The 22,457-nt window shown below is 42.2% G+C and carries 20 protein-coding genes; 16 read left to right on the forward strand and 4 right to left on the reverse strand.

What is annotated here, in order from left to right:
- The first annotated feature begins 47 nt into the window (after positions 1 to 47).
- From MHH50_RS12980 to MHH50_RS13010, 7 genes are all read left to right on the forward strand, one after another.
- Complete coding sequence (locus tag MHH50_RS12980) at positions 48 to 896, forward strand: sugar ABC transporter permease (protein ID WP_052097471.1); 849 nt, start codon at positions 48 to 50, stop codon at positions 894 to 896.
- 12 nt (positions 897 to 908) lie between these two features.
- Positions 909 to 1,796: a carbohydrate ABC transporter permease gene (locus tag MHH50_RS12985; RefSeq protein WP_051491452.1), complete on the forward strand. Its 888-nt coding sequence runs from the start codon at positions 909 to 911 to the stop codon at positions 1,794 to 1,796.
- A gap of 58 nt (positions 1,797 to 1,854) precedes the next feature.
- Positions 1,855 to 2,772 carry a dihydrodipicolinate synthase family protein gene (locus tag MHH50_RS12990; RefSeq protein WP_076304195.1) on the forward strand — a complete coding sequence of 306 codons (918 nt, stop codon included), beginning with the start codon at positions 1,855 to 1,857 and terminating at the stop codon, positions 2,770 to 2,772.
- An 8-nt stretch (positions 2,773 to 2,780) separates the two neighbouring features.
- Positions 2,781 to 3,467, forward strand: coding sequence for an N-acetylmannosamine-6-phosphate 2-epimerase (locus MHH50_RS12995; protein ID WP_038570497.1), 687 nt, complete (start codon positions 2,781 to 2,783; stop codon positions 3,465 to 3,467).
- A 16-nt stretch (positions 3,468 to 3,483) separates the two neighbouring features.
- Positions 3,484 to 4,467, forward strand: a complete 984-nt coding sequence (locus MHH50_RS13000) for an ROK family protein (protein WP_340034408.1) — start codon at positions 3,484 to 3,486, stop codon at positions 4,465 to 4,467.
- Between the two features lie 698 nt (positions 4,468 to 5,165).
- Entirely contained in the window at positions 5,166 to 6,731 is a 1,566-nt protein-coding gene (locus MHH50_RS13005; RefSeq protein ID WP_340034409.1) for a PQQ-binding-like beta-propeller repeat protein, read from the forward strand.
- A gap of 81 nt (positions 6,732 to 6,812) precedes the next feature.
- Entirely contained in the window at positions 6,813 to 8,219 is a 1,407-nt protein-coding gene (locus MHH50_RS13010) for a GNAT family N-acetyltransferase (protein WP_340034410.1), read from the forward strand.
- 53 nt (positions 8,220 to 8,272) lie between these two features.
- On the opposite strand, the gene thyX is transcribed toward MHH50_RS13010, so the two are convergent.
- A complete protein-coding gene (thyX, locus tag MHH50_RS13015) occupies positions 8,273 to 8,989 on the reverse strand; it encodes an FAD-dependent thymidylate synthase (RefSeq protein ID WP_340034412.1) in 717 nt (238 codons plus the stop codon).
- A complete protein-coding gene (locus tag MHH50_RS13020; RefSeq protein ID WP_076275817.1) occupies positions 8,986 to 9,522 on the reverse strand; it encodes a GNAT family protein in 537 nt (178 codons plus the stop codon). Before MHH50_RS13020 ends, thyX begins: the two co-directional genes overlap by 4 nt.
- A gap of 167 nt (positions 9,523 to 9,689) precedes the next feature.
- Here MHH50_RS13020 and MHH50_RS13025 point away from each other — a divergent pair, with 167 nt between their 5' ends.
- Entirely contained in the window at positions 9,690 to 10,931 is a 1,242-nt protein-coding gene (locus MHH50_RS13025; protein ID WP_340034413.1) for a stalk domain-containing protein, read from the forward strand.
- A gap of 119 nt (positions 10,932 to 11,050) precedes the next feature.
- Positions 11,051 to 11,239: a hypothetical protein gene (locus MHH50_RS13030; protein WP_036686376.1), complete on the forward strand. Its 189-nt coding sequence runs from the start codon at positions 11,051 to 11,053 to the stop codon at positions 11,237 to 11,239.
- A 142-nt stretch (positions 11,240 to 11,381) separates the two neighbouring features.
- On the opposite strand, the gene MHH50_RS13035 is transcribed toward MHH50_RS13030, so the two are convergent.
- Positions 11,382 to 12,671, reverse strand: coding sequence for an adenylosuccinate synthase (locus MHH50_RS13035; RefSeq protein ID WP_339190747.1), 1,290 nt, complete (start codon positions 12,669 to 12,671; stop codon positions 11,382 to 11,384).
- Positions 12,672 to 12,786: 115 nt separating this feature from the next.
- Here MHH50_RS13035 and MHH50_RS13040 point away from each other — a divergent pair, with 115 nt between their 5' ends.
- The 7 genes from MHH50_RS13040 to MHH50_RS13070 all read left to right on the forward strand — a co-directional run bounded on the left by MHH50_RS13040 (position 12,787) and on the right by MHH50_RS13070 (position 21,500).
- Positions 12,787 to 13,665 carry a LysR family transcriptional regulator gene (locus tag MHH50_RS13040; protein ID WP_036686616.1) on the forward strand — a complete coding sequence of 293 codons (879 nt, stop codon included), beginning with the start codon at positions 12,787 to 12,789 and terminating at the stop codon, positions 13,663 to 13,665.
- 49 nt (positions 13,666 to 13,714) lie between these two features.
- Positions 13,715 to 14,956, forward strand: a complete 1,242-nt coding sequence (locus tag MHH50_RS13045) for a molybdopterin-dependent oxidoreductase (RefSeq protein WP_339190749.1) — start codon at positions 13,715 to 13,717, stop codon at positions 14,954 to 14,956.
- 152 nt (positions 14,957 to 15,108) lie between these two features.
- Positions 15,109 to 15,852, forward strand: coding sequence for a hypothetical protein (locus MHH50_RS13050; RefSeq protein WP_076217794.1), 744 nt, complete (start codon positions 15,109 to 15,111; stop codon positions 15,850 to 15,852).
- Positions 15,853 to 15,865: 13 nt separating this feature from the next.
- Positions 15,866 to 17,554 carry a VWA domain-containing protein gene (locus tag MHH50_RS13055; RefSeq protein ID WP_076279088.1) on the forward strand — a complete coding sequence of 563 codons (1,689 nt, stop codon included), beginning with the start codon at positions 15,866 to 15,868 and terminating at the stop codon, positions 17,552 to 17,554.
- Between the two features lie 24 nt (positions 17,555 to 17,578).
- Complete coding sequence (locus MHH50_RS13060; RefSeq protein WP_076279087.1) at positions 17,579 to 18,718, forward strand: toxic anion resistance protein; 1,140 nt, start codon at positions 17,579 to 17,581, stop codon at positions 18,716 to 18,718.
- 155 nt (positions 18,719 to 18,873) lie between these two features.
- Positions 18,874 to 19,596, forward strand: a complete 723-nt coding sequence (locus MHH50_RS13065; RefSeq protein WP_340034414.1) for a sensor domain-containing protein — start codon at positions 18,874 to 18,876, stop codon at positions 19,594 to 19,596.
- A gap of 512 nt (positions 19,597 to 20,108) precedes the next feature.
- Positions 20,109 to 21,500: an alpha/beta hydrolase-fold protein gene (locus MHH50_RS13070; RefSeq protein ID WP_340034415.1), complete on the forward strand. Its 1,392-nt coding sequence runs from the start codon at positions 20,109 to 20,111 to the stop codon at positions 21,498 to 21,500.
- A 172-nt stretch (positions 21,501 to 21,672) separates the two neighbouring features.
- On the opposite strand, the gene MHH50_RS13075 is transcribed toward MHH50_RS13070, so the two are convergent.
- The gene (locus MHH50_RS13075; protein ID WP_339190758.1) at positions 21,673 to 22,401 is read right to left on the reverse strand and encodes an SDR family oxidoreductase; all 729 of its coding nucleotides are present in this window, start codon (positions 22,399 to 22,401) and stop codon (positions 21,673 to 21,675) included.
- Positions 22,402 to 22,457: the final 56 nt, after the last annotated feature.

Consider the following 22,457-nt stretch of genomic DNA (forward strand, 5'->3'; position numbering starts at 1 on the left):
TGGGGACAACGGTTCGCAAAATAAAAGGTTATGTGATTCGTGACTGGATGATGAGTTATCTCTTTTTAGTGCCGGCATTTGGGTTTTTCCTGCTTTTTGTAGCTTATCCGATGGTGAAAGGGGTCTATATTAGTTTCTTTGATTACTCCTTGAGAGATTTCAGCTTTATTGGCCTCGATAATTATATCTCCTTAATAAAAGATGATAACTTCAGGAAGTCGATGGGAAATACATTATTGCTTGTACTCATCACCGTACCCATCGTTATTATTTTCTCGTTATTTATCTCTATGAATATTTATAAGAAAAAAGAGTTTGCCAGATCGTTTTTCCGTGGAGTGTTCTATTTGCCGGCTGTATCCTCGGTTGTAAGCATCACAGTCGTTTGGGGCTGGATCTATCATCCGAACTATGGGATTCTAAATTATTTAACCAGCTTTTTGGGAATGGAGCCTATATCCTGGTTAGGAGATACGAGGACTGCACTGCTTGCTATTATCGTGGTTCTGATAACGACCTCTGTAGGGCAGCCGATCATTTTATATGTGGCATCTATTGGGAACATTCCTACTTCTTACATAGAAGCAGCTGAGATTGATCGAGCGACGCCTTGGCAGATTTTCCGGAAAATATTATGGCCAATGCTAATGCCAACGAACTTATATATTATCGTGATTACCACGATCAACACCTTTCAATGTTTTGCGCTAATTCAGTTGCTCACCTCGGGTGGACCTGTGTATAGCACATCGACTGTTATGTATGGCGTTTACGAACAAGCCTTTATGCTCGGTCATTTTGGATATGCCTCGGCGATGGGTGTCATCCTTGCGATTGTGATCGGGATCATTTCTATCATTCAATTCAAATACTTTGGCAGTGATGTTGAGTATTAAGGAGGGGACATCATGAATTCTACGAATCCGTTAGAACTGAGAGCACCTATTGGCCAATCTAAGAAAGTAAGCAAATGGAAAAAAGAATTGACGATTCCAAAAATATTAGCGACCATCCTGTTGATTCTAGCAACGTTGTTTTTTATCTTCCCTTTTTATTGGGTGGTTTCAGGGGCATTTAAGCTTCAGACTGTGGCAACAACGATCCCCCCGGAATGGTTTCCGGCTAAGCCGACTCTGCAAAACTGGACCGAGTTATTTAAGAATCCCGTTGAGCGCTGGATGTTTAACAGTTTCATCATTGCTTTTTGTGAAATGGCAGCGATTTGTATCGTTTCTTCCTGTGCTGGATATGTGCTAGCCAAAAAGTCTTTTCCTGGCCGAGGCATTATCTTTACGATGTTTGTTGCCGCTATGGCATTGCCTAAGCAAGTTATTCTTGTCCCGCTGTTTACGATGCTTGCAGATTTTGGGTGGGTCAACACGTATAAAGGGCTTATTTTACCGGCGATTGGCTGGCCATTTGGAGTCTTCCTAATGAAGCAGTTCGCGCAGACGATTCCAGGAGAATTAATTGAAGCAGCCAAAATAGATGGCAGCTCTGAAATTCGTTTGTTCGGAACCATCATTTTACCTTTGTTAAAGCCTGCAATAGGGGCACTGGCAATCTTTACTTTCATCACTTCTTGGAATGATTATTTCAGTCAGCTGATCATGACCAGATCGACTTCAATGATGACATTACCACTTGGGGTAGCGACTCTTCGGGGTGAATTCACAACAAACTATGGATTGCTTATGGCGGGTGCTGCGTTAGCCTCTATTCCTATGATTGCAATTTTTCTAATGTTCCAAAAAGCCTTTACCCAAGGGATTACTATGGGGGCTGTAAAAGGCTAGTTATTCTTATAACAACGAAAATTAATAGTAATGAATTAAACGATGGAGGCTGTAATTTATGAAATCATATGATCTTGAATCCTTTAAAGGCATTATTATTGCTATGTACTCCAGTTATGATGCTGAGGGGGAAATCGATAAAGAAGCAGCCCGAAAATTAGCTCGTCAGTATGCTTCTACGGGAGTAAAAGGTCTTTATATTGGCGGAAGCTCTGGCGAAGGTATGCTGCAATCTGTAGAAGAACGCAAACAAATGCTCGAGGCAGTTATAGCAGAGGTTGGAAAAGAGCTTACAATCATTGCTCACGTGGGTGCTCCATCTACAAGAGACAGTGTTGAACTAGCTATCCATGCTGAGAAAGTTGGCGCACATGCCGTATCGGCTGTTCCTGCGATCTATTATCGTCTGTCTCCGGACAGTGTTGAAAGTCATTGGCAGGCAATTATTAATAGTACAGCGCTTCCATTTATTATCTATCACATCCCGCAAACTACAGGCTTTCAATTATCGAAAAGCTTGCTGATTAAGATGGCAGCTCAGGATAAAGTGATCGGGGTGAAAATTTCGGCGGAGAGCACGTTTGAGCTTCAGCAATTTAAAGCCGCAGGCGGGAAGGATTTTCTAGTCTTAAATGGACCTGATGAGCAGTATTTGGCGGGCCGCAGTATTGGGGCAGATGGCGGGATTGGTGGAACTTATGGGGTGATGCCAGAGTTATTCCTAAAAGTGGAACAATGTTATGTGCAAGGAGAGATGGCTGAGGCGCAGAAATGGCAGTTTATCATCAATGATCTCATTGTTGAATTGCTATCCTTTCCTTCATTATATGGTGCGTGTAAAGCGATCCTTAGTGTGCGCGGATTTGAAACAGGTCAGCCAAGAATGCCACTTTTACCGATTAAGGATTCCGATCAGGAGCGGGTGGAAGCTCTGAACAATAGAATATTAGATTATATTCTTGAAGCGAAGGGATAGGGTTAATAATGACTCGAATAAGTGATATCTTTCCGGTGAAAGGTCTGATTGTTTCCTGTCAGGCACTTGAGCATGAGCCGCTTCATGGTGGGGATACAATGGCTAAAATGGCAAGAGCAGCGGTTCAATCAGGAGCTATAGGAATCCGGACAAATGGTGTTCCAGATATTGTAGCTATCAAAAAAGAAGTAAATGTACCGGTCATTGGACTTATTAAACGGGATATTCCCGGATCAGCCATATTTATAACACCAACCTTAGATGAAGTGAAGGCGATTGTTTCTGCAAAAGCAGAGATTGTTGCGCTTGATGTAACGAATCGGGAAGAACGCTTAGAGTCAGTAAAGCCATTAATAGAATATGCACATCTGAGAGGTGTGCTGGTTATGGCGGATATTTCGACATTTGAGGAAGGGCTTGCCGCTGAGAAATTAGGTGTGGATTTCATCGGTACCACGCTTTCAGGCTACACCCCATACAGTACACAGCAGGAAGGACCGGACCTTGTCTTAATTCAACAATTAAGCAAATTAGTGAACATTCCTGTTGTTGCGGAAGGACGGATATGGACACCGGAAGACGCAGCAAAAGCTAAGAATGCGGGGGCATCCTATGTTGTTGTAGGAAGTGCAATTACTAGGCCACAATTGATCACTTCGAGATATGTTAAGGCCGTGAGCAATTTCAATGACTGACGGAGGTGAGTCCGCGATGGAAGGGTATGATCCTCATATAGAATATGCGATCGGAGTAGATATTGGCGGCACGAAAATTAATGCCGGACTCGTCTCTTCACAAGGGGACGTTTTACATACTGTAAGCCTAAGCACATTGACAGGACAGACGAAAACAATGGATCGTATTATACTAGCTATTCGGACATTAATGGATGAAATAACAGCACAACAAGCGGGAATTCAGCTCCAAGGAATTGGCGTAGGATCAGCAGGGCAAATGGATTGGGAGGCGGGGCGTGTCCGCTCCGCTTCGGAGCTTATTCCAGGCTATGCTGGCACAGCTTTGAAGGAGTTGCTTCAGACACAGTTTCAACTTCCGGTAATCGTTGATAATGACGTGAATGTATTAGCAATAACAGAGAAATATTTAGGTTCAGGCAAAGAGGTAAAAGATTTTATCTGTCTTGCCCTTGGTACGGGCGTGGGTGGAGCGATAGTCGTAGACGGCCATCTTGTCCACGGTTCTTGGGGTGGGGCTGGAGAGTTAGGCCATATGTCCGTAGATTTCAAAGGGCCTGCATGCGTTTGTGGTGGAACAGGCTGCTTGGAGCAGTATGCTTCAGGCACAAGTATCGCACGTCGCATGCGCGACAAGCTTTTATTACATAACCAGTCCCCAGAGAACGTAGACTCACGGGAAGTGATAGCGAGATGGCGGGCAGGTGACTCTCTGGCCACAGAGTTAATGGAAGACACGATTGCTGCGCTCGGATCCGCGATTGCTTCATTAATCCATATTTTTAACCCTAAAGTCATCGTCATTGGCGGTGGAGTTGCTGAAGCAGGCGAACTTTTGTTTGAAGGCATTAGAAGGGAAGTAAAGGGCAGAGTAATGCCATCGATGCTGGAAAATGTTCGTATTGAAGCAGCCTATTATGGTAATTTATGTGGAATGATCGGTGCGGGGCTGCAGATGTGGGAGTATAGTCCCGATAAAGTAAAGAGAGCAGAGTTATAAGGGGCTATTCACCATCTATCTGTATAGAAAATCACGGGGAGCAATACGTAGAAGCGAGTTTAATTGTACATCGTACAACTATATTTCTCGAATCCCTCCAGCCGATGGGTATAAGTGTATTTTGTACAGCTATTTTCTTGATTTACAGCCTTAGTGGTGGCTTCTCGTGTTTTTAGTTGTAGAAAATGCAACTAAAGTCAAAATGATTGCATTCGCCTACGAAATAACTGTATAGAATACATTTATTCTATTTCTCAGATTCCCCTGAGATCCGGTGTAATTGAGCCATTGAAGATTGATTAGTGTTTTGGGATTGGTTAAATTTTAAAATAATTTAGTTAGAACCACATGTGAATAATACTCCATGTGGTTTCTTTTATTAGTTATAGCCCGCCCCAGTACCCACTGCCGAATGAACCCTTCGTTCAACCATCAACACATCTAATCCATGTTATGGGAAGCAGTTTTTCGCTTTTTACGTTGAATTTATGATGATGATTCATTAATGTGAGCATATCACACGATATCGCTACGACGAATTCAATGTGTCCAAAGACTCGGGGAAATTCGACCTTAACTGGTCCGGCTCGGATAACTTGTTTGACCAAACCAGCCTAGCTAAGATTTTAATTAGGCTTAAGGGATACAAATTTTCCAGTTTGTATCCCTTAACTTATATAACAAAGGATGGGAAAATTATGGTCGATTATAATAACAACGAAGGAATAGGCGGTTTTCAACAAGGCAGCTATCGTCCATTAGCCATTCATCCCATTGAGGCGAATTGGACCAGACAATCCCGATTCAGAGCTCCAACATCGCTTTCAGTTTTGAAGCGAGTTGTTGACTCGGGGCGGCCGGATTTTTCATATGTATTAAGCTCGTTTACAGTGGATGAACAAGGGAGAGCCATTTTAGCTGTGGGGCAGGGTGATTTCGAGCTTAATCATCAATACGGCAAACTGTTTCGGGTTTGCTTTGAATCTGACACTGTGGAGCTGCTATTGGAGACTAAGGCATCCCTTATGTCTCCCCTGCTGATCAGCCCAGCCTCCATTTTGGTTGCGACCAATAGCATTCGAGATAATCAGCTCATTTCGGTTGACGAAAACGGCCGGATAAATTGGAAGACTGCAGTGGATGGTGTGCCGTATGGCAGGCCGGTGGTAAACAGCGAAGGGTATATTTACCTGTGTACATATGAAGATGAGTCACAAATTATTGGGAGACTCTATGCTTTTGATGCGGATGGAACCATAAGATGGGTTTACAAGTGCTCGTCCATATTTTGGTGCGATCCGGTTATTTCCCGTGAAGGAATCATATATATTGGTCAAAATGTGAATTCCAAACTTTATGCTTTTAGTCCTGATGGAGAGTTGTTGTGGGAGAAACCGATGGGTCAAGGAGAAGGGCACCGTCCCCCTGTCATAGATCAGGATGGGGTTATGTATGGGTGTCTTTCTAGCCAGTTATATGCCATTGCTCCGGATGGCGAAGTGAAAAGGATATACCAACCGGAGGAAAGTTACGTTGACACCAGCCCTTCCCTGGGCGCAGACGGTAATTTATACGTAAATTTGACCGGCGGGGAATTCATTTGTTTAACGCGAGACGGTGAACAGCTATGGAGAGCGGAAACTAAAGGTTTTGCAATAACTCAGCCAATTCTCGGCCGATGCGGCAACGTTATTCAAAGTCGCTTAATGGATAACTCGATTGAAAGCTACTCCGTTGTTGATATTTTTTCCCAAAAAGGAGTGCATTTAGCGGAGACCGCAATCAAAGGTTCCATTCATTCGGTGATTTTGGCAAATGATGAAGTGATTTACGTCCTGTCCTCCTATTGGACGGCTAAGATGGAGCCTAAATGGGAACTTCATTTGCAAATCTCCATCGGGCAGTCCCAAGGTTGGACAACAGTACTGGGGGAGAAATTCAACTGGGAAACGATTGGTGAAAGCGCCAGATCTTTGTCTAACTTGAAGGAGCTGAAGCAAAGCGAACTTCAATCCGATATTATTGAGCAAAAGAATATTCTTACTGAAAGATCAGATGAGGAATTGTTGACTTCACTTCAGCACGCAGATACTAGTGAAGCGGATATAAGGTGGTACTTGACGGAGAATACGCTGGGGATAAGTGTGCAGATTTCTCATGCTATCGGAGATCATGCTGAGTTTGAAATCAAGTATGACAAACTGAAGTTTAAGCTGAACACTTTTCTTTTTTCAGAAATAATAGAGCCTATTAAATTCCCTTGATTTAATAGAATAATTTACCGATAATGTTAATGGGGGGACCCAAAATCAAATCCGTCATGAAGCAGGAGGCACTATCGGACAATGATGACTTTAATGAACATGGTGCGGGGAACGGAGAACGATCTTCCTGCTAAAGAGATGATTAAGTATTGGAATCATGAGCCTGGAACTTTAAAGATGGTAAGGGCCAGCAGCAATTTTATTTATACCTTTCAGTGGAATGGTAACCGCTTTTATTTAAGGTTTACTCATGAAGAGGATAATTCTCCAGACAATATCCAGGCAGAGCTGGATTTTATGATGTATTTATTAGAGCAAGGTTATGAGACCGTCGCTCCTGTGCGTTCTAAGTCTGGTAATTGGATTGAAACGTTGTTAACGGATCACGGGCGATACCACGGGGTAGTTTTTGAACAGGCCCAGGGTGAATATGTTTCACTTGATGAGATGAAGGAACCTCATTTTTATCAATGGGGACAATCGCTTGCACGTCTGCATAATTTTTCGGAAACCTATGCACCGAGCACACCTTATCGCAAAAGCTGGGTCGATTCATTGAATTTTATTTATTCCGTATTGAGCAGGCATCCTGAGGAGCATAAGGCGCTTAAGGAATATGAGCGGATTGAAGCTTGGCTATCAGAGCTTCCTTTTGGAGTAGGGCATACTGGGCTCGTACATTATGATTTTGAGATGGATAATATCTTTTATATGCAAGAAGAATCCCGCTACAGTGCCATCGATTTTGATGACTCTATGTATCACTGGTTTGCGATGGATATTACATCGGCGTTAAGAGACCTGACGGAATCGGATGATAATGAGAGTAGAAGAAACATTGACCATTTTATTAATGGATATAGATCGCTTAAGCAGCTAGATGATGAGTATATGAAGTTGATACCTGAATTTCAAAGATTTGCAGACTTATACAGTTTTGCTAGATTACTTCGGTGTATGGAGAATACGGATGATTCTATTTTCCCGGATTGGGCGAAACAGCTTAAACAGAAATTAGAAAGAGTTTGTGACCGATTACGAACCGGCTTTCAAGCACATATAGTGCTGAAGGATATCACTGAAAAAAACTGGTACGCTTGTACTCAATTAGAAGTATCGGATGAGCAAAAGGCTATTTTTCCTGTACCGGTGGTCTATTGGTTAGCAGAAGCAGCTTATTGTGGTATGACCCCGCTCGCTTTATACGCAGATGAAGAATTGGTAGGTTTCTCTGTGTATAGCGTAGATCCTGAGGATGGAAGTTATTGGATTATGGCTTTTATGATTGACCAGAAATATCAGAACAGGGGTTTAGGCAGAACGGGTATGGATACCTTAATTCGTTATATTAAAGCAGAACATCATTGTGACAAAATCGTTATTGGCCATCGGATCGAAAACGAACGTGCTACGAATTTATATACATCACTCGGGTTCGTTGAAGTCAGTAGGGACGAGTTTGAAGTTATACGAGGGTTGGTAGTGTAAAAAGGGAAAAGCCGCCAAGGGTTTGGCGGCTCTTTTTTATATTAGGAAATAAATTAATCTACAGAGCCGGTTGTCAGCAGCTGATCAAAAGAGACAGGGAATAGTGGCTCAATTAGCGATAAAATTGCTTTTGCATACTCCTGAATTTCTTTCTGAGCGTCATGCTCCAGTCTTTGATTTAAAAAATGGGCTACAGATTGAACTGAAGCTGTCCAGTACCAACGAACGAATAATCCATAAGCAGGTAGAAACAGTCTTGCTTGTTCAGCACATATACCATCTGCTAAAGCTGCTTCATACTTAGATAATCCTAACTCGGTGTATTCTTGAAGCTCACGGGTGTATTTTTCACCAAGCTCCCATGCAATGGTGTCACCACTGCCTTGTTTGGAATTCTCTGGTTTGGATCTCCATTCTCCCGCAGCAGGTTGATAAAAAACGGGTTCTTCTGTTATGTATCTTCGGCTGGATTCGTTCCAGGCTTCCAAGCTATCTCCAGTACCTTCGTAATGGGCAGAACCGACTACGTATTTCCACCACTGTCTCGCAACCATTAATGGGGCATAAACCTCAAATTGAGTGATGGCATGGCGGAAAGGAGAGGTATGTCCTTCACGGGCAAGGAATTTTATTAGTTTAATATCCCGATCACTAAGCTCAAAAGATTGTTTTGCATAAGAAACACGCGCAGCGTTAGCAACCGTTAAATCTGAGCCCATATGATCTACTAATCTTACATAACCTTCATTTAAAACTTTGATTGTTGTCAATTTAATGTAGCCTCCTTTTCCAAAGCAGAGTAAATGAGTTCGTCACACCATTGTTGATTGCAAAATCTAGTCTCTCTGAGGATTCCATCCCTAATCATTCCTGCTCTAATCATAACTTTTTCAGATTGAAGATTCTCTGCATTGGCATAGGCAACGACTCTATGGGCATTAAGAGAGCTAAAGGCGTAGCCTATCAGTGTTTTGACGGCTTCTGTCGCATAGCCCATTTTCCAGTATTCCGGCAGTAGGACCCAGCCAATCTCCCACTCTCTGATCTCTTCCCAATTTAACTTTATACTTACGTTGCCTATGGGGGTTCTATTTTGCTTTGTACATACTGCTAGATCATAATGCTCACGCGGATCGCTGGTAGTCTGAGTCAGAATCGAAAGGAAGTTCTCTTTAATTTGTTTTGCATCTGGTGCGGTGTTTTCATATTTGTGAGACAAAGGATTAAGTTCCAGTTCTTCATAAAAAGAAAAATCATCGCTTGTATAATCTCTTAATATCAATCTGTCGGCTATTATTTCCATGAGTTAATACCTCCTAATCCATGATTATAATGGAAGACTCTGTAATTATCACGGAGTAAATTCACTAGAAATACAAAAAAAAATTTCTGTAAATTTTTCTCTAGTAAAATTGTGGAATTGTGATACAGTAATTAAGGTTTATATATTTAGAGGGGGATGTAAGGGAAATGAAAGCTATTAAATGGAGCATCACTGCAGCGTTAGCAGTATCTATGTTGGGTCCAATACATACAGTGAAGGCGGCAGATACGCGTAACGTCGATTACGATCAAGGTAGTATTTTACGGAGTGCCCGTTCAGTTTCGTCATCATACAATGAAGGCAATCCGCAGGTTGAAGATTTGATTTTTCAGATGGATGCGACCGAAATCACTGTTGGGGACAATGTTCCGGTACAAATCTATGCTAAAGATGCCGATGGCATATCTGAACGCGTTCCGTTAGCTCAAGCAAATGTCGTAATTGAAAAACCTTATTTGCTGCAAAAGCAAGCCGATGGCACAATGAAAGCCTTAGCGGTAGGAGAAACGAACGTAACGGTCATTTCAGGATCAGATTCCAAAACAATAAAAGTTTCGATCAGTGCGGACCATGATATTGATCAAGGTGCATTTGTTAATGGAACAATGTATTTGCCGGTTCAATCGGTTTTTCAAACGTTGGGAGCAACAGTCCAAGTTAATACAGCAACTAAAATCTTTAGCATTCGCCTAGGAGATTTACCAATACAGCTTCAACTCGGAAGCGATATTGCAATGGTGAATGGTGCGAAGGTCAAAATGAGTGGTAACGTGCAAAAGATCGACGGATCTACAGTTTTTCCTGCCACGCTTTTAAAAACTGCACTGTCAGCAGAGTTAATTTGGGATGGAAATTATCAGACGATGGAGATCTACTTCGGCAAAGCAGAGTTGTTCGCCTATACGAAACAAACCGCGCAGATTTTTAAGAAGGAAGAACAAGGAAACCTCGTTAAGTTCATTGGAAAAACATATTGGCTCAATCAATTCGACTCCGATTATAAGTTCCAAAAAGTCACTATTGTAGATATTTTACCTGATTATGAAGGTGAATTCGCCATTTCATTTAAGGTTTTATCAACGGGGCAAATTCTTAACTCTTATACAATGTCGGGGGATGAGTTGATCCGTACATTAGGAAATAAAGAATATTTCTTAACAACGGATCCATTTAAGACCTATAAGTGGTCGGATGCGATTTGGAGTAAGATTAAAAAGAGCATAGTTGCTACTGGGATGACCAAGCAGCAAGTGGAGTTTAGTTGGGGTAAGCCTATAAGTAAATCCACATTATCAGGTAGTGGCATTCAAGTGGAGACCTGGCAGTATGGTAATTATAACTATGTTACCTTTACGAACGGTGTTGTCTCCATGATTTATACGAATTAATTCTTCCTAACTTCTGCGTTACTTTAGTCATAGAGCCTGTCTTTGCGACATATCATTTTGGAGAAGCACTTTCAGAATTAAAGTGTTGACTATTGTTGGCCGAAATGAGGGGTTTATTCATGGCAAAGTCAAAACGTGGACATGCACTTTGGAATTTACCATCAAGGGGCAGGGGGACTTGTCCAATCTGTCAGAACACCCGTATTAAGCTGCTTTATCCCAAGAAAAAAACGGATGGAGCAGTCGTTAAGGTCTGTAAACGCTGTGACAAGGCTCCGCAGACGAAAGTGGATGCCGTGTTGATTTAAAAAGAGTACACAAAAAGAGGCTGTCTCAAAAGTGGATTTTTCTACGTATGAGGCAGCCCTTCTCATGAATAAAACAAAGAAGCACTTCTCTAATAAGAGAGGCGCTTCTTTTAAATTTTACAGAGATTTAGTACGTATATGATTATTTCGTTATCCGATTAATGACCTGTTCGCGTCTAGGACCCACGGAAATCGTAGTAATACGCGTGCCAATAGAGGTTTCAATAAAATCAATGTAAAGCTTAGCTTGTTCTGGCAGATCTTCGAAGTCGGTGATCTGAGAGATATCGCAGTTCCAGCCAGATAAATGCGTGAATATCGGTTTTGCAGAGTTCAGTTTATTCGTAGCCGGGAACTTGTCGGTGATCTCTCCATTTTCAAGCTCATAAGCCACACAAACTGGAATCTCTTCCAAATAACCAAGCACGTCAAGATTAGTCAACACGACTTCAGTGGCACCCTGCATTTGGCAACCGTAACGAGTAGCTACAGCATCAAACCAGCCCATACGTCTAGGACGGCCAGTCGTAGCCCCGAATTCCCCGGCATCGCCACCTCTTGTACGAAGTTCATCCGCAACGGGCCCTTCTAATTCTGTAACAAAAGGTCCAGCGCCGACACAACTGGAATAGGCCTTGGTTACAGCGATGACATTCGTGATAGCTGCTGCAGGAAGACCGGCACCGACAGGTGCAAACCCGGCAAGTGTTGAAGAGGAGGTGGAGTAAGGATAAATACCGTGATCAGGATCACGCAGAGCCCCAAGCTGACCTTCAAGTAAGATAGTCTCTCCCTTAGCATAAGCCTCTTGTAGCAAGTCTGTTGTATTGGCTACATAAGGCGCTAGCTGTACAGCTTCTTCTTGCAGCTGAATCATTAATTCCGAGATTTGGATCGGCGCTTTCTTATATAAATGCTCAAGTAAAATATTTTTGGAAGCGAGTAATTGTTCAAGACGTTTCTCAAGTCGGGCGGTATCAAATAAATCCGCTACCTGTATGCCTAGCTTTGCATATTTATCTGCGTAAAATGGTGCAATTCCCCGTTTTGTTGAACCGAATCCTTGAGATCCCAGACGTTCCTCTTCTAGTTCATCAAACAAACGATGGATTGGAAGCACGATTTGCGCCCGTTCGGATACGAATAATCTAGGCTTTGGCACACCTCTATCCGTTAAAGCTTTCAATTCTTTTATTAAGACTTCTGTATCAAGTGCTGTTCCGGGTCCAATAATGTTTGTAACGGAAGGATAAAATACCCCAGATGGCAGCATATGCAATGAAAATTTTCCATATTGGTTTATGATGGTATGCCCAGCATTACTACCACCTTGAAAACGAACGACAAAGGAAGATTGTGCAGCTAGCACATCCGTCATTTTTCCTTTTCCTTCGTCGCCCCAGTTTGCTCCTACAATTGCAATTACGGTCACGCGTTTTCGCCTCCCAAGCTTGTTTTTGGCTACAGGACTAAGTATAATGCTAGTTAAATCATTAGAAAAATTGATATAAGTTATATCTATTATAAGGTGGAGTAATGACGTGGGGATGGACATTAATTTGGAGTGGTATCGCTCTTTTTATTGGGTAGCGAATACTGGGAGTTTAACTGCTGCGGCAGAACGACTCAATATTACACAACCGGCAGTAAGTCACACGATTAAACAATTGGAAGAAAAAATGGGCGGCCCGTTATTTTTTCGCACTTCTCGCGGGGTCGATTTAACAACAGAAGGAAAAGTACTGCTAAGCTTTATTGAGCAAGCCTTTCATCATGTAGACATGGGCGAAAGAGCGATCGCAGATATGAACAATCTGAACAGCGGCGAGATTCATATCGGAGCAAGTGACACCTTATGCAAATATTATCTGTTACCTTTTTTGGAGCAATTTCATGAACAATTTCCCAATATCCGCATTCATATTACGAATCGTACGACACCAGAAACACTTACGCTTTTAAAAGAAGGGAAAATTGATTTTGGTATCGTCAGCTTGCCGACATCTGATAAACAGATTGATTTTCGCAAAAGTACTCAGCTTCAAGATTGCCTGGTAGGGGGCAAAGGTTTTCGTCATTTGGCGGACAAGACCATGCCGCTTGCAGACATTCAGCAGTATCCGTTGTTATGCTTAGAAGCGGGTGGCAGCACCAGAAAGTATATGGATCAGTTTTTAGCTTCTAATCATCTGACGATTACACCTGAATTTGAACTGGGAAGTGTGGATTTGCTTGTTCAGTTTGCGAAACGTGGTTTTGGCCTTGCTTTTGTTATTCGTGATTACGTAACCGAAGAATTGAAGAAAGGTGAGCTTGTCGAGATTCCTCTGGACCCACCTTTGCCAGAACGTAACATAGGAATTGCTACCCTGCGTGGAGTTCCTCTTACAGCTGCTTCAAAGTCTTTTCTAACATTATTAGAGTAGAATCAGGAAAGAGCTATTAGAGCATACCTAGTGAAGAGGAGGAAAGGTAATGAATCCTTTACTGGCTCGGCTGCGCAAGGGATACGGGAAAAAGCTTCGGGCGCTTCATACCTGGAATGGCTGGCTGGTTGTGTTGCTCACACTCACAGGACTTGTACTTGTAGGTGGCTTCTGGCGTGGCTTCTTAGGGGAAGGCAGAGTATGGATCAAAGGGCTTCATATCGTGGTCGGTGTCGCTTCGATCATTCCGGTTATTTATTATTTGCTGCTGGCAGGGAAACATTGGAAACAACTGAAGGAGCGGCCTTGGCAACGTTTTAATGTAATCGTTGTACTTTCATTGCTGCTCGGCTGGTTCGTTTCAGGAGTACTACTCTGGCAATTCCGCGTGGTGGGTCCACATGTATCGAACGTTGCTCTGATCGTCCATGACTTATTGACCTGGATAGGCCTTCCTTATATTATTTATCATTCTTTGACTCGGGTAAAATGGCTTAAAGAACCGAGCCGGCGGATAGTGAAAAGTGGCATTGAGACAGGCAGCCCTTCGAATCATCGGGAAACCCCGCAGCCGGTTTATACACGTAGAGCTTTCATACGCGGATCGATTGGTGTTGGGCTTGCGGTCACTATAGGTCCATCGTTTATAAAATGGCTCGGCAGTTCAATTGGAAATATCGGAGGCAGCGAAACAATTGATAAGCTGATCGAAAGTGATCGTAATCAGTTGTTGCCTGCACCCCAGCCACTGGCGGCATCCTCACCCCCTCTCGGAGGAGGGGCGCAAGGACAATTCCGTGTTTACACAGTCACTCCGATTCCAGAGTTTACGAACAACAATTGGTCTTTTACGATAGATGGGCTTGTGGAGCAGAATTTCAAGTGGAACTGGGAACAGTTCGTAAAGCTGAAGCGGACCGTTCAGGTGAGTGATTTTCACTGTGTGACAGGCTGGTCAGTCTATAAGAATACCTGGGAAGGAATCAAGCTAAAAGATCTTTTGAGTCAGGCCGGTGTGAAGCCCACAGCTAAGACTGTGAAATTCTATTCGGGTGATGGTGTATACACGGATACGCTCACATTGGAACAAGCCGACATGGATGATGTGCTGGTCGCGGTAATGCATGATGGAAAGCCGATTCCTAGCGATCTCGGCGGTCCTGTACGGTTAATCGTTCCGAAGATGTTCGCATACAAGTCTGTGAAGTGGCTGAACCGGATTGAGCTGATCGAAGGCGATCATACGGGATATTGGGAGCAACGCGGGTATTCAAATGATGCGTGGGTATAAAATAGGGATCGTTAACCTTAATGGGCTTATTGCCTGTTAAGGTTTTTTTGTTGATTAATTCCTTATTTTTTTAGCATATAGCAAATGAAGAGACGTAATAACAGAAATTGCTCCATACAATAGAAGTGACTGGGATGCAGGAGGTGGTTGTGATGAACGGGGTTAGAGCCATAAAGCTGTTGGGACTTATTCTCGGTGTGGTACTACTGAACATTATCGTGTTGTCACCAGGTTTATTAGGGGTGGAAATCGGAGGAACCAGTGTATTTGAAATAGCTTTAGGTGTGACATTGTTGTTTGTTAGTCTACTTGTTGTTCTTTACGGAAGTTATATTTTATTGTTTAAACCTTCATCTATCCCTGCTGTGAAAACACTGAAATCTTATGAGGATTATATAGCCGCGCTTACTCAATACAAAAATGTCAAAGTGCTGAAAAAAGACATTGCGCTTGCTCTAGATCAGATATCCCGGATGGAAAAGAAGAGAAGTACCTTGTTAGATGTTTTAGGTCAGAGATTCGAATCCACTGAACTTAGCTTCAAAAAATTTAATGCAGTCAGTTATGAAGTAGCAAAGCTTTTTTACCTGAACATTCGAGGGATTCTGAATAAACTCAGTGTATTTGATGCCTCAGAGTTCACCCTTTTCTCCAGCCAGCATAGACCCTCGCAGTTCTCAGATAAACTGGTGCAAAAAAAGACAGCTTTGTACAATGAATATTTAGCCTACGTAACAGGGTATCTTGGGGCAAATGAAGAGATTCTGCTGAAGCTGGATAAGCTGCTGCTGGAAATATCGCTACTTGACAGTACAGATTATACAGATGTTGAAGAGATGCCTTGTATGAAGGAAATCGATGAGCTGATCAAGCAGACGAAATTCTATAAGCAATGAAGGGGAGATGTGTATGGCTAATAAAGGAAAAACAGTAGCAGTTTTAGGGACCATTACGGTGGTAGTTTTTGCTCTCGTGTATTTTGGAATCACCTTGACTTCTAATATAGGAAAAACCAAAACCCAGATTTCTTCCGAAGATGCGGGGAAGCAGCTTGAGAAGCTATATAAGAACATAAACGTGACCACTGCTGAGCAAATCAAAGGCCAGATTGATCTGGATCCTGTCGCGATTGGGGATTCACTACCAGATATCTCAAAGTTTCCTGTATCCGTAGACAATACAACAGATAGCTTTGTAGAGATATTTTCTTCTACAGAGAAATCAGGAACGGGTAATGATGGTTGGCTAAATGAAGTTGCTACAGATTTTAACAACTCTAATATTGAGGTGAACGGGAGTCATGTTTCTGTGAAAATCCGTAATATTGCTTCAGGTACAGCGACAGATTACATAAGATCTGGGAAGTATGTGCCAGATGCCTTTACCCCTTCAAATGAGCTGTGGGGCGAAATGGTAAAAGCAAACGGGATGAACACTCAGCTAATCACTAAACGTCTTGTAGGTAATGTAGCTGGTATTGTTACCAGTAAGGCGAAATATGATGAACTAATAGAGAAATACGGTTCTTTAAACGTCAAGACGGTTACAGATGCCATAGCAAATAATGAATTATCAATGGGCTATACCGACCCTTTTGCCAGTTCTACGGGTTTAAACTTTCTGGTAACAGCGCTTGGGACGTTTGGCGGTTCAGACTTACTTGGTGAGCAAGCGGTGCAGGGCTTTGAGAAATTCCAAGCAAATGTTCCCTTTATTGCCTCAACCACTTTACAGATGCGAGAGGCTGCAAAAACCGGTAAGCTTGATGCTTTTGTCTTAGAATACCAGATCTTTTTGAATGCAACAGATTTGAAAGGGGGGTATGTATTCACTCCTTTTGGTGTAAGACATGACAGCCCGCTTTATGCTTTAGGTGATCTTCCTCAGGAAAAACTCGATATTATTAAGAAGTTTGCTGAGTTTGTTGAACAGGATAAATACCAGGAGCTGGGTGAGAAAAAAGGCTTCAATGGTCTTAATGATTACCAATCAGAGCTTAGTACAGTGGATGGCAGTCTCATATCCTCAGCTCAGAAGCTGTGGAAAGAGAAGAAAAATGGCAATAAACCTATCGCCGCAGTATTTGTGGCAGATGTCTCAGGAAGTATGAACGGGGAACCCTTGAACCGCTTAAAGCAATCTTTATTAACAGGCCAGAAGTACTTGGGCAAGGATAACAGCATTGGTTTTGTCTCTTACTCTGATAACGTTACAATCAATCTTCCGATTGGAAAATATGACACGAACCAGCAGTCCATGTTTGTTGGTGCGATTGATAGTCTTCAAGCAAATGGGGGGACGGCTACTTTTGACGGGATCGCGGTAGCCATCCATATGCTTCAAACGGAATTACAGCTAAATCCGGATTTGAAGCCGTTAATCTTTGTATTAAGTGATGGAGAGACCAATGAAGGGCATTCCTTGAATGATATCAGAGGTCTTATTGAGACCTACAAAATCCCGATTTACACGATTGGCTACAATGCGAATATTAAGGCGCTTGAGAGTATTTCGAGTATAAATGAAGCGGCCAACATCAATGCAGATACAGATGATGTAGTCTATAAAATTGGCAACCTGCTCAATGTTCAAATGTAAGCTATTTTTTATAGGAGGGGTTCTATGTCGTTTACTATGGAAGTCGTAAGTCAGGAAAAGCTGAAATCAGTAATTGAAGAGCAGGTCAAACCTGAGCCTGAGGAAGTATCACAACTGAAAACACTGGCAGTAAACAATGTCTCCGCCATTCTGGATCTTAATTTAGAGTCACTGGATAAGCGGAAAGCGGTGCTGCAATCCATTGATAGCTTCGGTATGGAAACGATGAGATCCTCTTCGGACAAAAACTCCCTGTTGCAGGTTTCAGTGGGGAATTTATCAAAGACAGGGGATGAAGGCGGCCAAGTAGCAAAAGGTTTGACGGAGCTTAATCTCCAGCTGAAGGATTTGGATCCCAGTGCAGTAGATTTTGCCAAGACGGGTTTTCTTGGGAAGTTCTTTAATCCATTACGTAGTTATTTTGCTAAATATCAAAAGGCGGATGCTGTCATTTCAGATATTATAATTTCTTTAGACAAGGGAAAGACCGTTTTGAAGAACGACAATACTACGCTGGAATTTGAGCAACAGGCACTTCGGGAACTTACAAAAAAGCTGCAAAAAGAAATTCAGCTCGGCATGCTGATGGATCAGGAAATAGAGACGCAACTGGAAGCCGCTAAGCTGCGTGATGAGGATGAGGAGAAAGTTCGGTTCATTACAGAAGAGGTGCTTTTTCCGTTGCGGCAGCGTGTCATGGATTTGCAACAGATGCTTGTAGTGAATCAACAAGGAATTATGGCCATAGAAGTGGTTATTCGAAATAATAAAGAGCTGATCAGAGGGGTGGACAGAGCTAGAAATGTTACCGTGTCTGCCTTGAAAATATCGGTTACGGTAGCTAGTGCGCTGTATAATCAACGAATTGTTTTGAAAAAGATCGAACTTTTAAATCAAACCACCGATAGCCTGATCAGCGGTACCTCAAAAATGTTGAAAAACCAAGGGGCGGAAATCCATAAACAGTCGTTAGAATCAAGTATTTCAGTGGATACATTAAAGCAAGCTTTTACAGATGTGCTATCCGCTCTCGATTCCATCAGTACTTATAAGCAGGAAGCTCTCCCCAAAATGCGTGAAACCATTAATCAGTTCAGAGAGCTGGCAGATAATGGCGAACAGCAGATTGTACGGCTGGAAAAGGGAAATAAGTTGGGGTTGTAGCCTAGCAAAATCATAAATCTGGTTAATTATGCGCTTCGAAGCAACAAATCCTAGCCTTTAGTCTGGTATGACTCCAGCCCCAAGACTGTTTTGAGCCTTCTTTTTCCCACGTATAATGAGATTAATTGAAAAACGTGAGAGGAAGGACAATAGAAATGAATGATAAGTTATACACTATGCAGATGGGAGCTCTTGATTCCATGCATATTCCAGCAGAATCACAACCCCAATCTAAAACGCGCAAACGTGGAGCAAGTCCAAAGACATATCGGAGTATTTTATACTTCTTAATCTCTTTACCGCTTACGATTGTATATTTCGTGTTTATGGTGACAGGGCTGACGTTATCCATTGCGTTAACCCCAATATTCATCGGAATTCCTTTGTTTTTTGCAGTAGCTAAGGGATTGGATTACATCGTACAATTTGAGCAAGAGCTGGTCAGATCATTGTTAGATATTCCTAGACCTAGTGAAGAGGCCAGATCGGATATGCAGCTAGAGGGAGCGGGCTTCCTGCAACGAATGAAGTTAGGTTTTCATGGAGCGAAGTTTGCCCGTAACGTCATGCTGATTATGGGTCGATTCGTATCCAGCATTATTTTCTTTTCAATAACAGTAACTGTAGTAGCGGCTGCATTGGGCCTGATTACACTACCTGTGCTGCACCAGATTTTCTTGCAAACCATGGATTTGAACATTTTAGAGAATAGTGTGTTTGCTTTGTTCCAGATCGACTGGACATTATCCCAACAATATATCTCCTATGTAGTAGCTGGATTTGTTGTTGCCTTGTTAGCAAGTTGGGTAATTCGTATGCTTATGGATGTGCAACGTAGAATGCTGTTCGTATCCTACGAGGAAAGACAACAGTACTAATTGAAAAGAAGAGATTGTCTCCAAACAACCCTTACTGAATCTGAATAAAACACCAGACAATGATCCTTCAGTTCGTGGAGAATCACTGTCTGGTGTTTTTGGTCTGCGGGGAGGTTTGCTTTTGCAAATGATGAGCTAGTGGAGGCTGCCTGATTGCTTCATTGATTTTTTTTAGTGTCGGTTACTGGTGATGGATGTTGATGGAATGTGCGAAATAGCTGTACTTTGTGCAGTTATTTCGAGTGCTAAAAGAATACTTCTGACTTTAACTGCACTTTATACAACTAAAAACTAGAGAATCCACTTATAAGGGAGTAATTTCAGAAAATAGCTGCATGAAATACACTTATATCCAGTGATCGAGCGTTCTATTGGATTATAGTTGTATGAACAATTAAACTTGAGCGCTTTTACACATTGCCCCAACTTGTGAAAAAATGTTCATAATCCCATATAAATCCTGTATAATAAGAGTTGTGAAAACGTTTGAACAAAAAATCAGGAGGGGTTCTATGCATTCAAATGGATTATTTAGATGGAGCTTTTTGGGGTTTGCAGTATTAGTTTTGTTAGCGCTTTCGGGATGTTCCAGTTACGAAAATGTAAATGAAAAAGTTGCTACATCACCAACCCCCAATCCAACGATAAGCAATACTTCTAATGCATCGGAGAACCCAACCAATGTGGGGGCGGCAAAAGGTACTGTGCACATAGAAAATATAGGTGAGCGGAGAATATTTGTTTATTTACCTGCAGGTTATGAAGCTGACAGTGAGCGTTATCCTGTTGTGTATATGCACGATGGGCAGAATATTTTCAATACAAATACCAGCTCTTTAGGCAAAGAATGGAGAGTTGAGGAGATTATTGATCAGCTCGTTGCTGATGGAACCATGGAGAAGGTTATCGTGATAGGAGTCGCTTCAAGTGATGGATCAGAACGGGGAATGGAGTATGTTCCATTTCCGGATGAGTCTATTCCTTCGGATGGAGCGAGTGCAGCCGAATTTACCCAATATTTTATCAATACAGTTATTCCCTATGTTGATGGTGCTTACCGGACCATTCCCGATCGGGATCACCGGATGATAATGGGATCGTCATTCGGTGCTATTCAGGCTTTATGGATGGGGTATCAGCACCCGGAGACCTTCTCAGCGATAGGGGCTTTATCCCCTGCCACTTGGGTAAGCAATGGACGTCTATTGGATGAGTTGGCGAAAGAGTCCGGGAAGCCTGCATTGAAGATTTGGCTCGACATGGGCGTAACCGAAGGAATGCCAATTGATCCGCTTGTGACTGTACTAAAGTCGAAGGGATTTGTATTAGGGAAGGATCTATTCTTTCAGATGGACCCTTTGGGTACACATGAAGAGAAGTCATGGAATAGACGTGTACATAGTCCATTGATTATGTTCGCCGGGAAAGAGGCTGGACAAACGATCAAGCATGAAGTAAGTGACTATCTGACATTAATCGGACCAGAAGCTATCGATATACGTCTTAATTTACTAGTCACTATGGATAATGGGATGGATTTTACAATCCTTGACGGAGTTGAATATCAAGTGTTGAATCCTGAAGTAGGGCAGGTAGACAAGGCAGGTAAGGTGAGCTTCCTGAAGCCGGAATCCTTGAAAGTAAATGTTTCATTTCAAGGTGTTACTGAAGAGCATTTGGTTAACTATGAGCATTATGTAAAGGTATTTAAAGTTTATGTGAAATCTCTTGATGTTGACGAGCATGGGGATGAGTTCTCCATTAACCTGAAGCTTTCTGCTCGGAAATTAAATTCAACTCCTGAGTATATCTCAGCGTTAGTGAGCGCTGCTGAAAAAATCGGTATATATACAATTAAGGAGATTCAGGAGGATTCCATAAGTATAATCTTTAATACGAAGTAGTCATAGAAATTAAAATTCAACTGAGATTATGCTCCTTTTTTGAATTTACTATGATCGTAACTAAGGGGAAATGATTCTCTGGCTGATAATCAGGGAATTTCTCCCTGATTCTTTCAACTAAAAGAAGCTGAGTCAATAAGTAGCGGTTCCAACTTATTGACTCAGCTGTTTTTTATCGCAAAATATATCCCCCATCCGGAAATAAAGTACTTCCTGTTGTATAGCTATTGGTCATCAAATAAATCGTTGTATGTGCTGCTTCGTCGGCATGACCCACCCTGCCAAGGATATTGATATTCGTATATTTGTCGTAAGCCTTGTCTCTAGTTTCCTGTTCTGCGCCTTCCCAATTAAAGTTGGTATGAATGGTTCCAGGGGAGATGACATTTACCCGAATCGGAGCCAATTCTACTGCTAATGCTTTTCCCAGACTTTCAATCGCGCCGTTACAAGCTGCATAGGAGGCACCGTCTGCAAGTGGACGTTGGCTGAATGCGCCGGACATAAGAACAATGGAGCCTGTTGGGTTGATAAAAGGGACGGCATGCTTTACAGCATTATATTGCGGCCAGAACTTTGCATTAAAGCAACTGTGTGCAATCTCCAAGCTAGAAGTAATCGGTCCTCTAACATAGGAGGCTCCCGGAGTGAACAAATGGTCAAAAACGCCGATTTTTTCAAAGAAATCCTTCAAGTCCTGTTCATTTTGATTATCTAGTGAATGAATTTCAACAGAATCGAATCCCAGAAGGTGTTGAGCTTTCTCTAATTTATCTTGTGAACGCCCAGCGATTATGACAGCTGCGCCTTGTTCAACCGCTTGTTTGGCAGTCGCAAGCCCTATTCCGGAGCTTCCTCCGATAATGACGATGCGCTGGTTTTTTAATGAAATAGTGGACATATTTATCTTCTCCGTTCATAGTTAATTGGACTTATTAAGTTCTGTTTTTTATTATT

It is taken from the genome of Paenibacillus sp. FSL H3-0302 (assembly GCF_037982245.1).
GTDB lineage: Bacteria > Bacillota > Bacilli > Paenibacillales > Paenibacillaceae > Paenibacillus_AQ > Paenibacillus_AQ odorifer.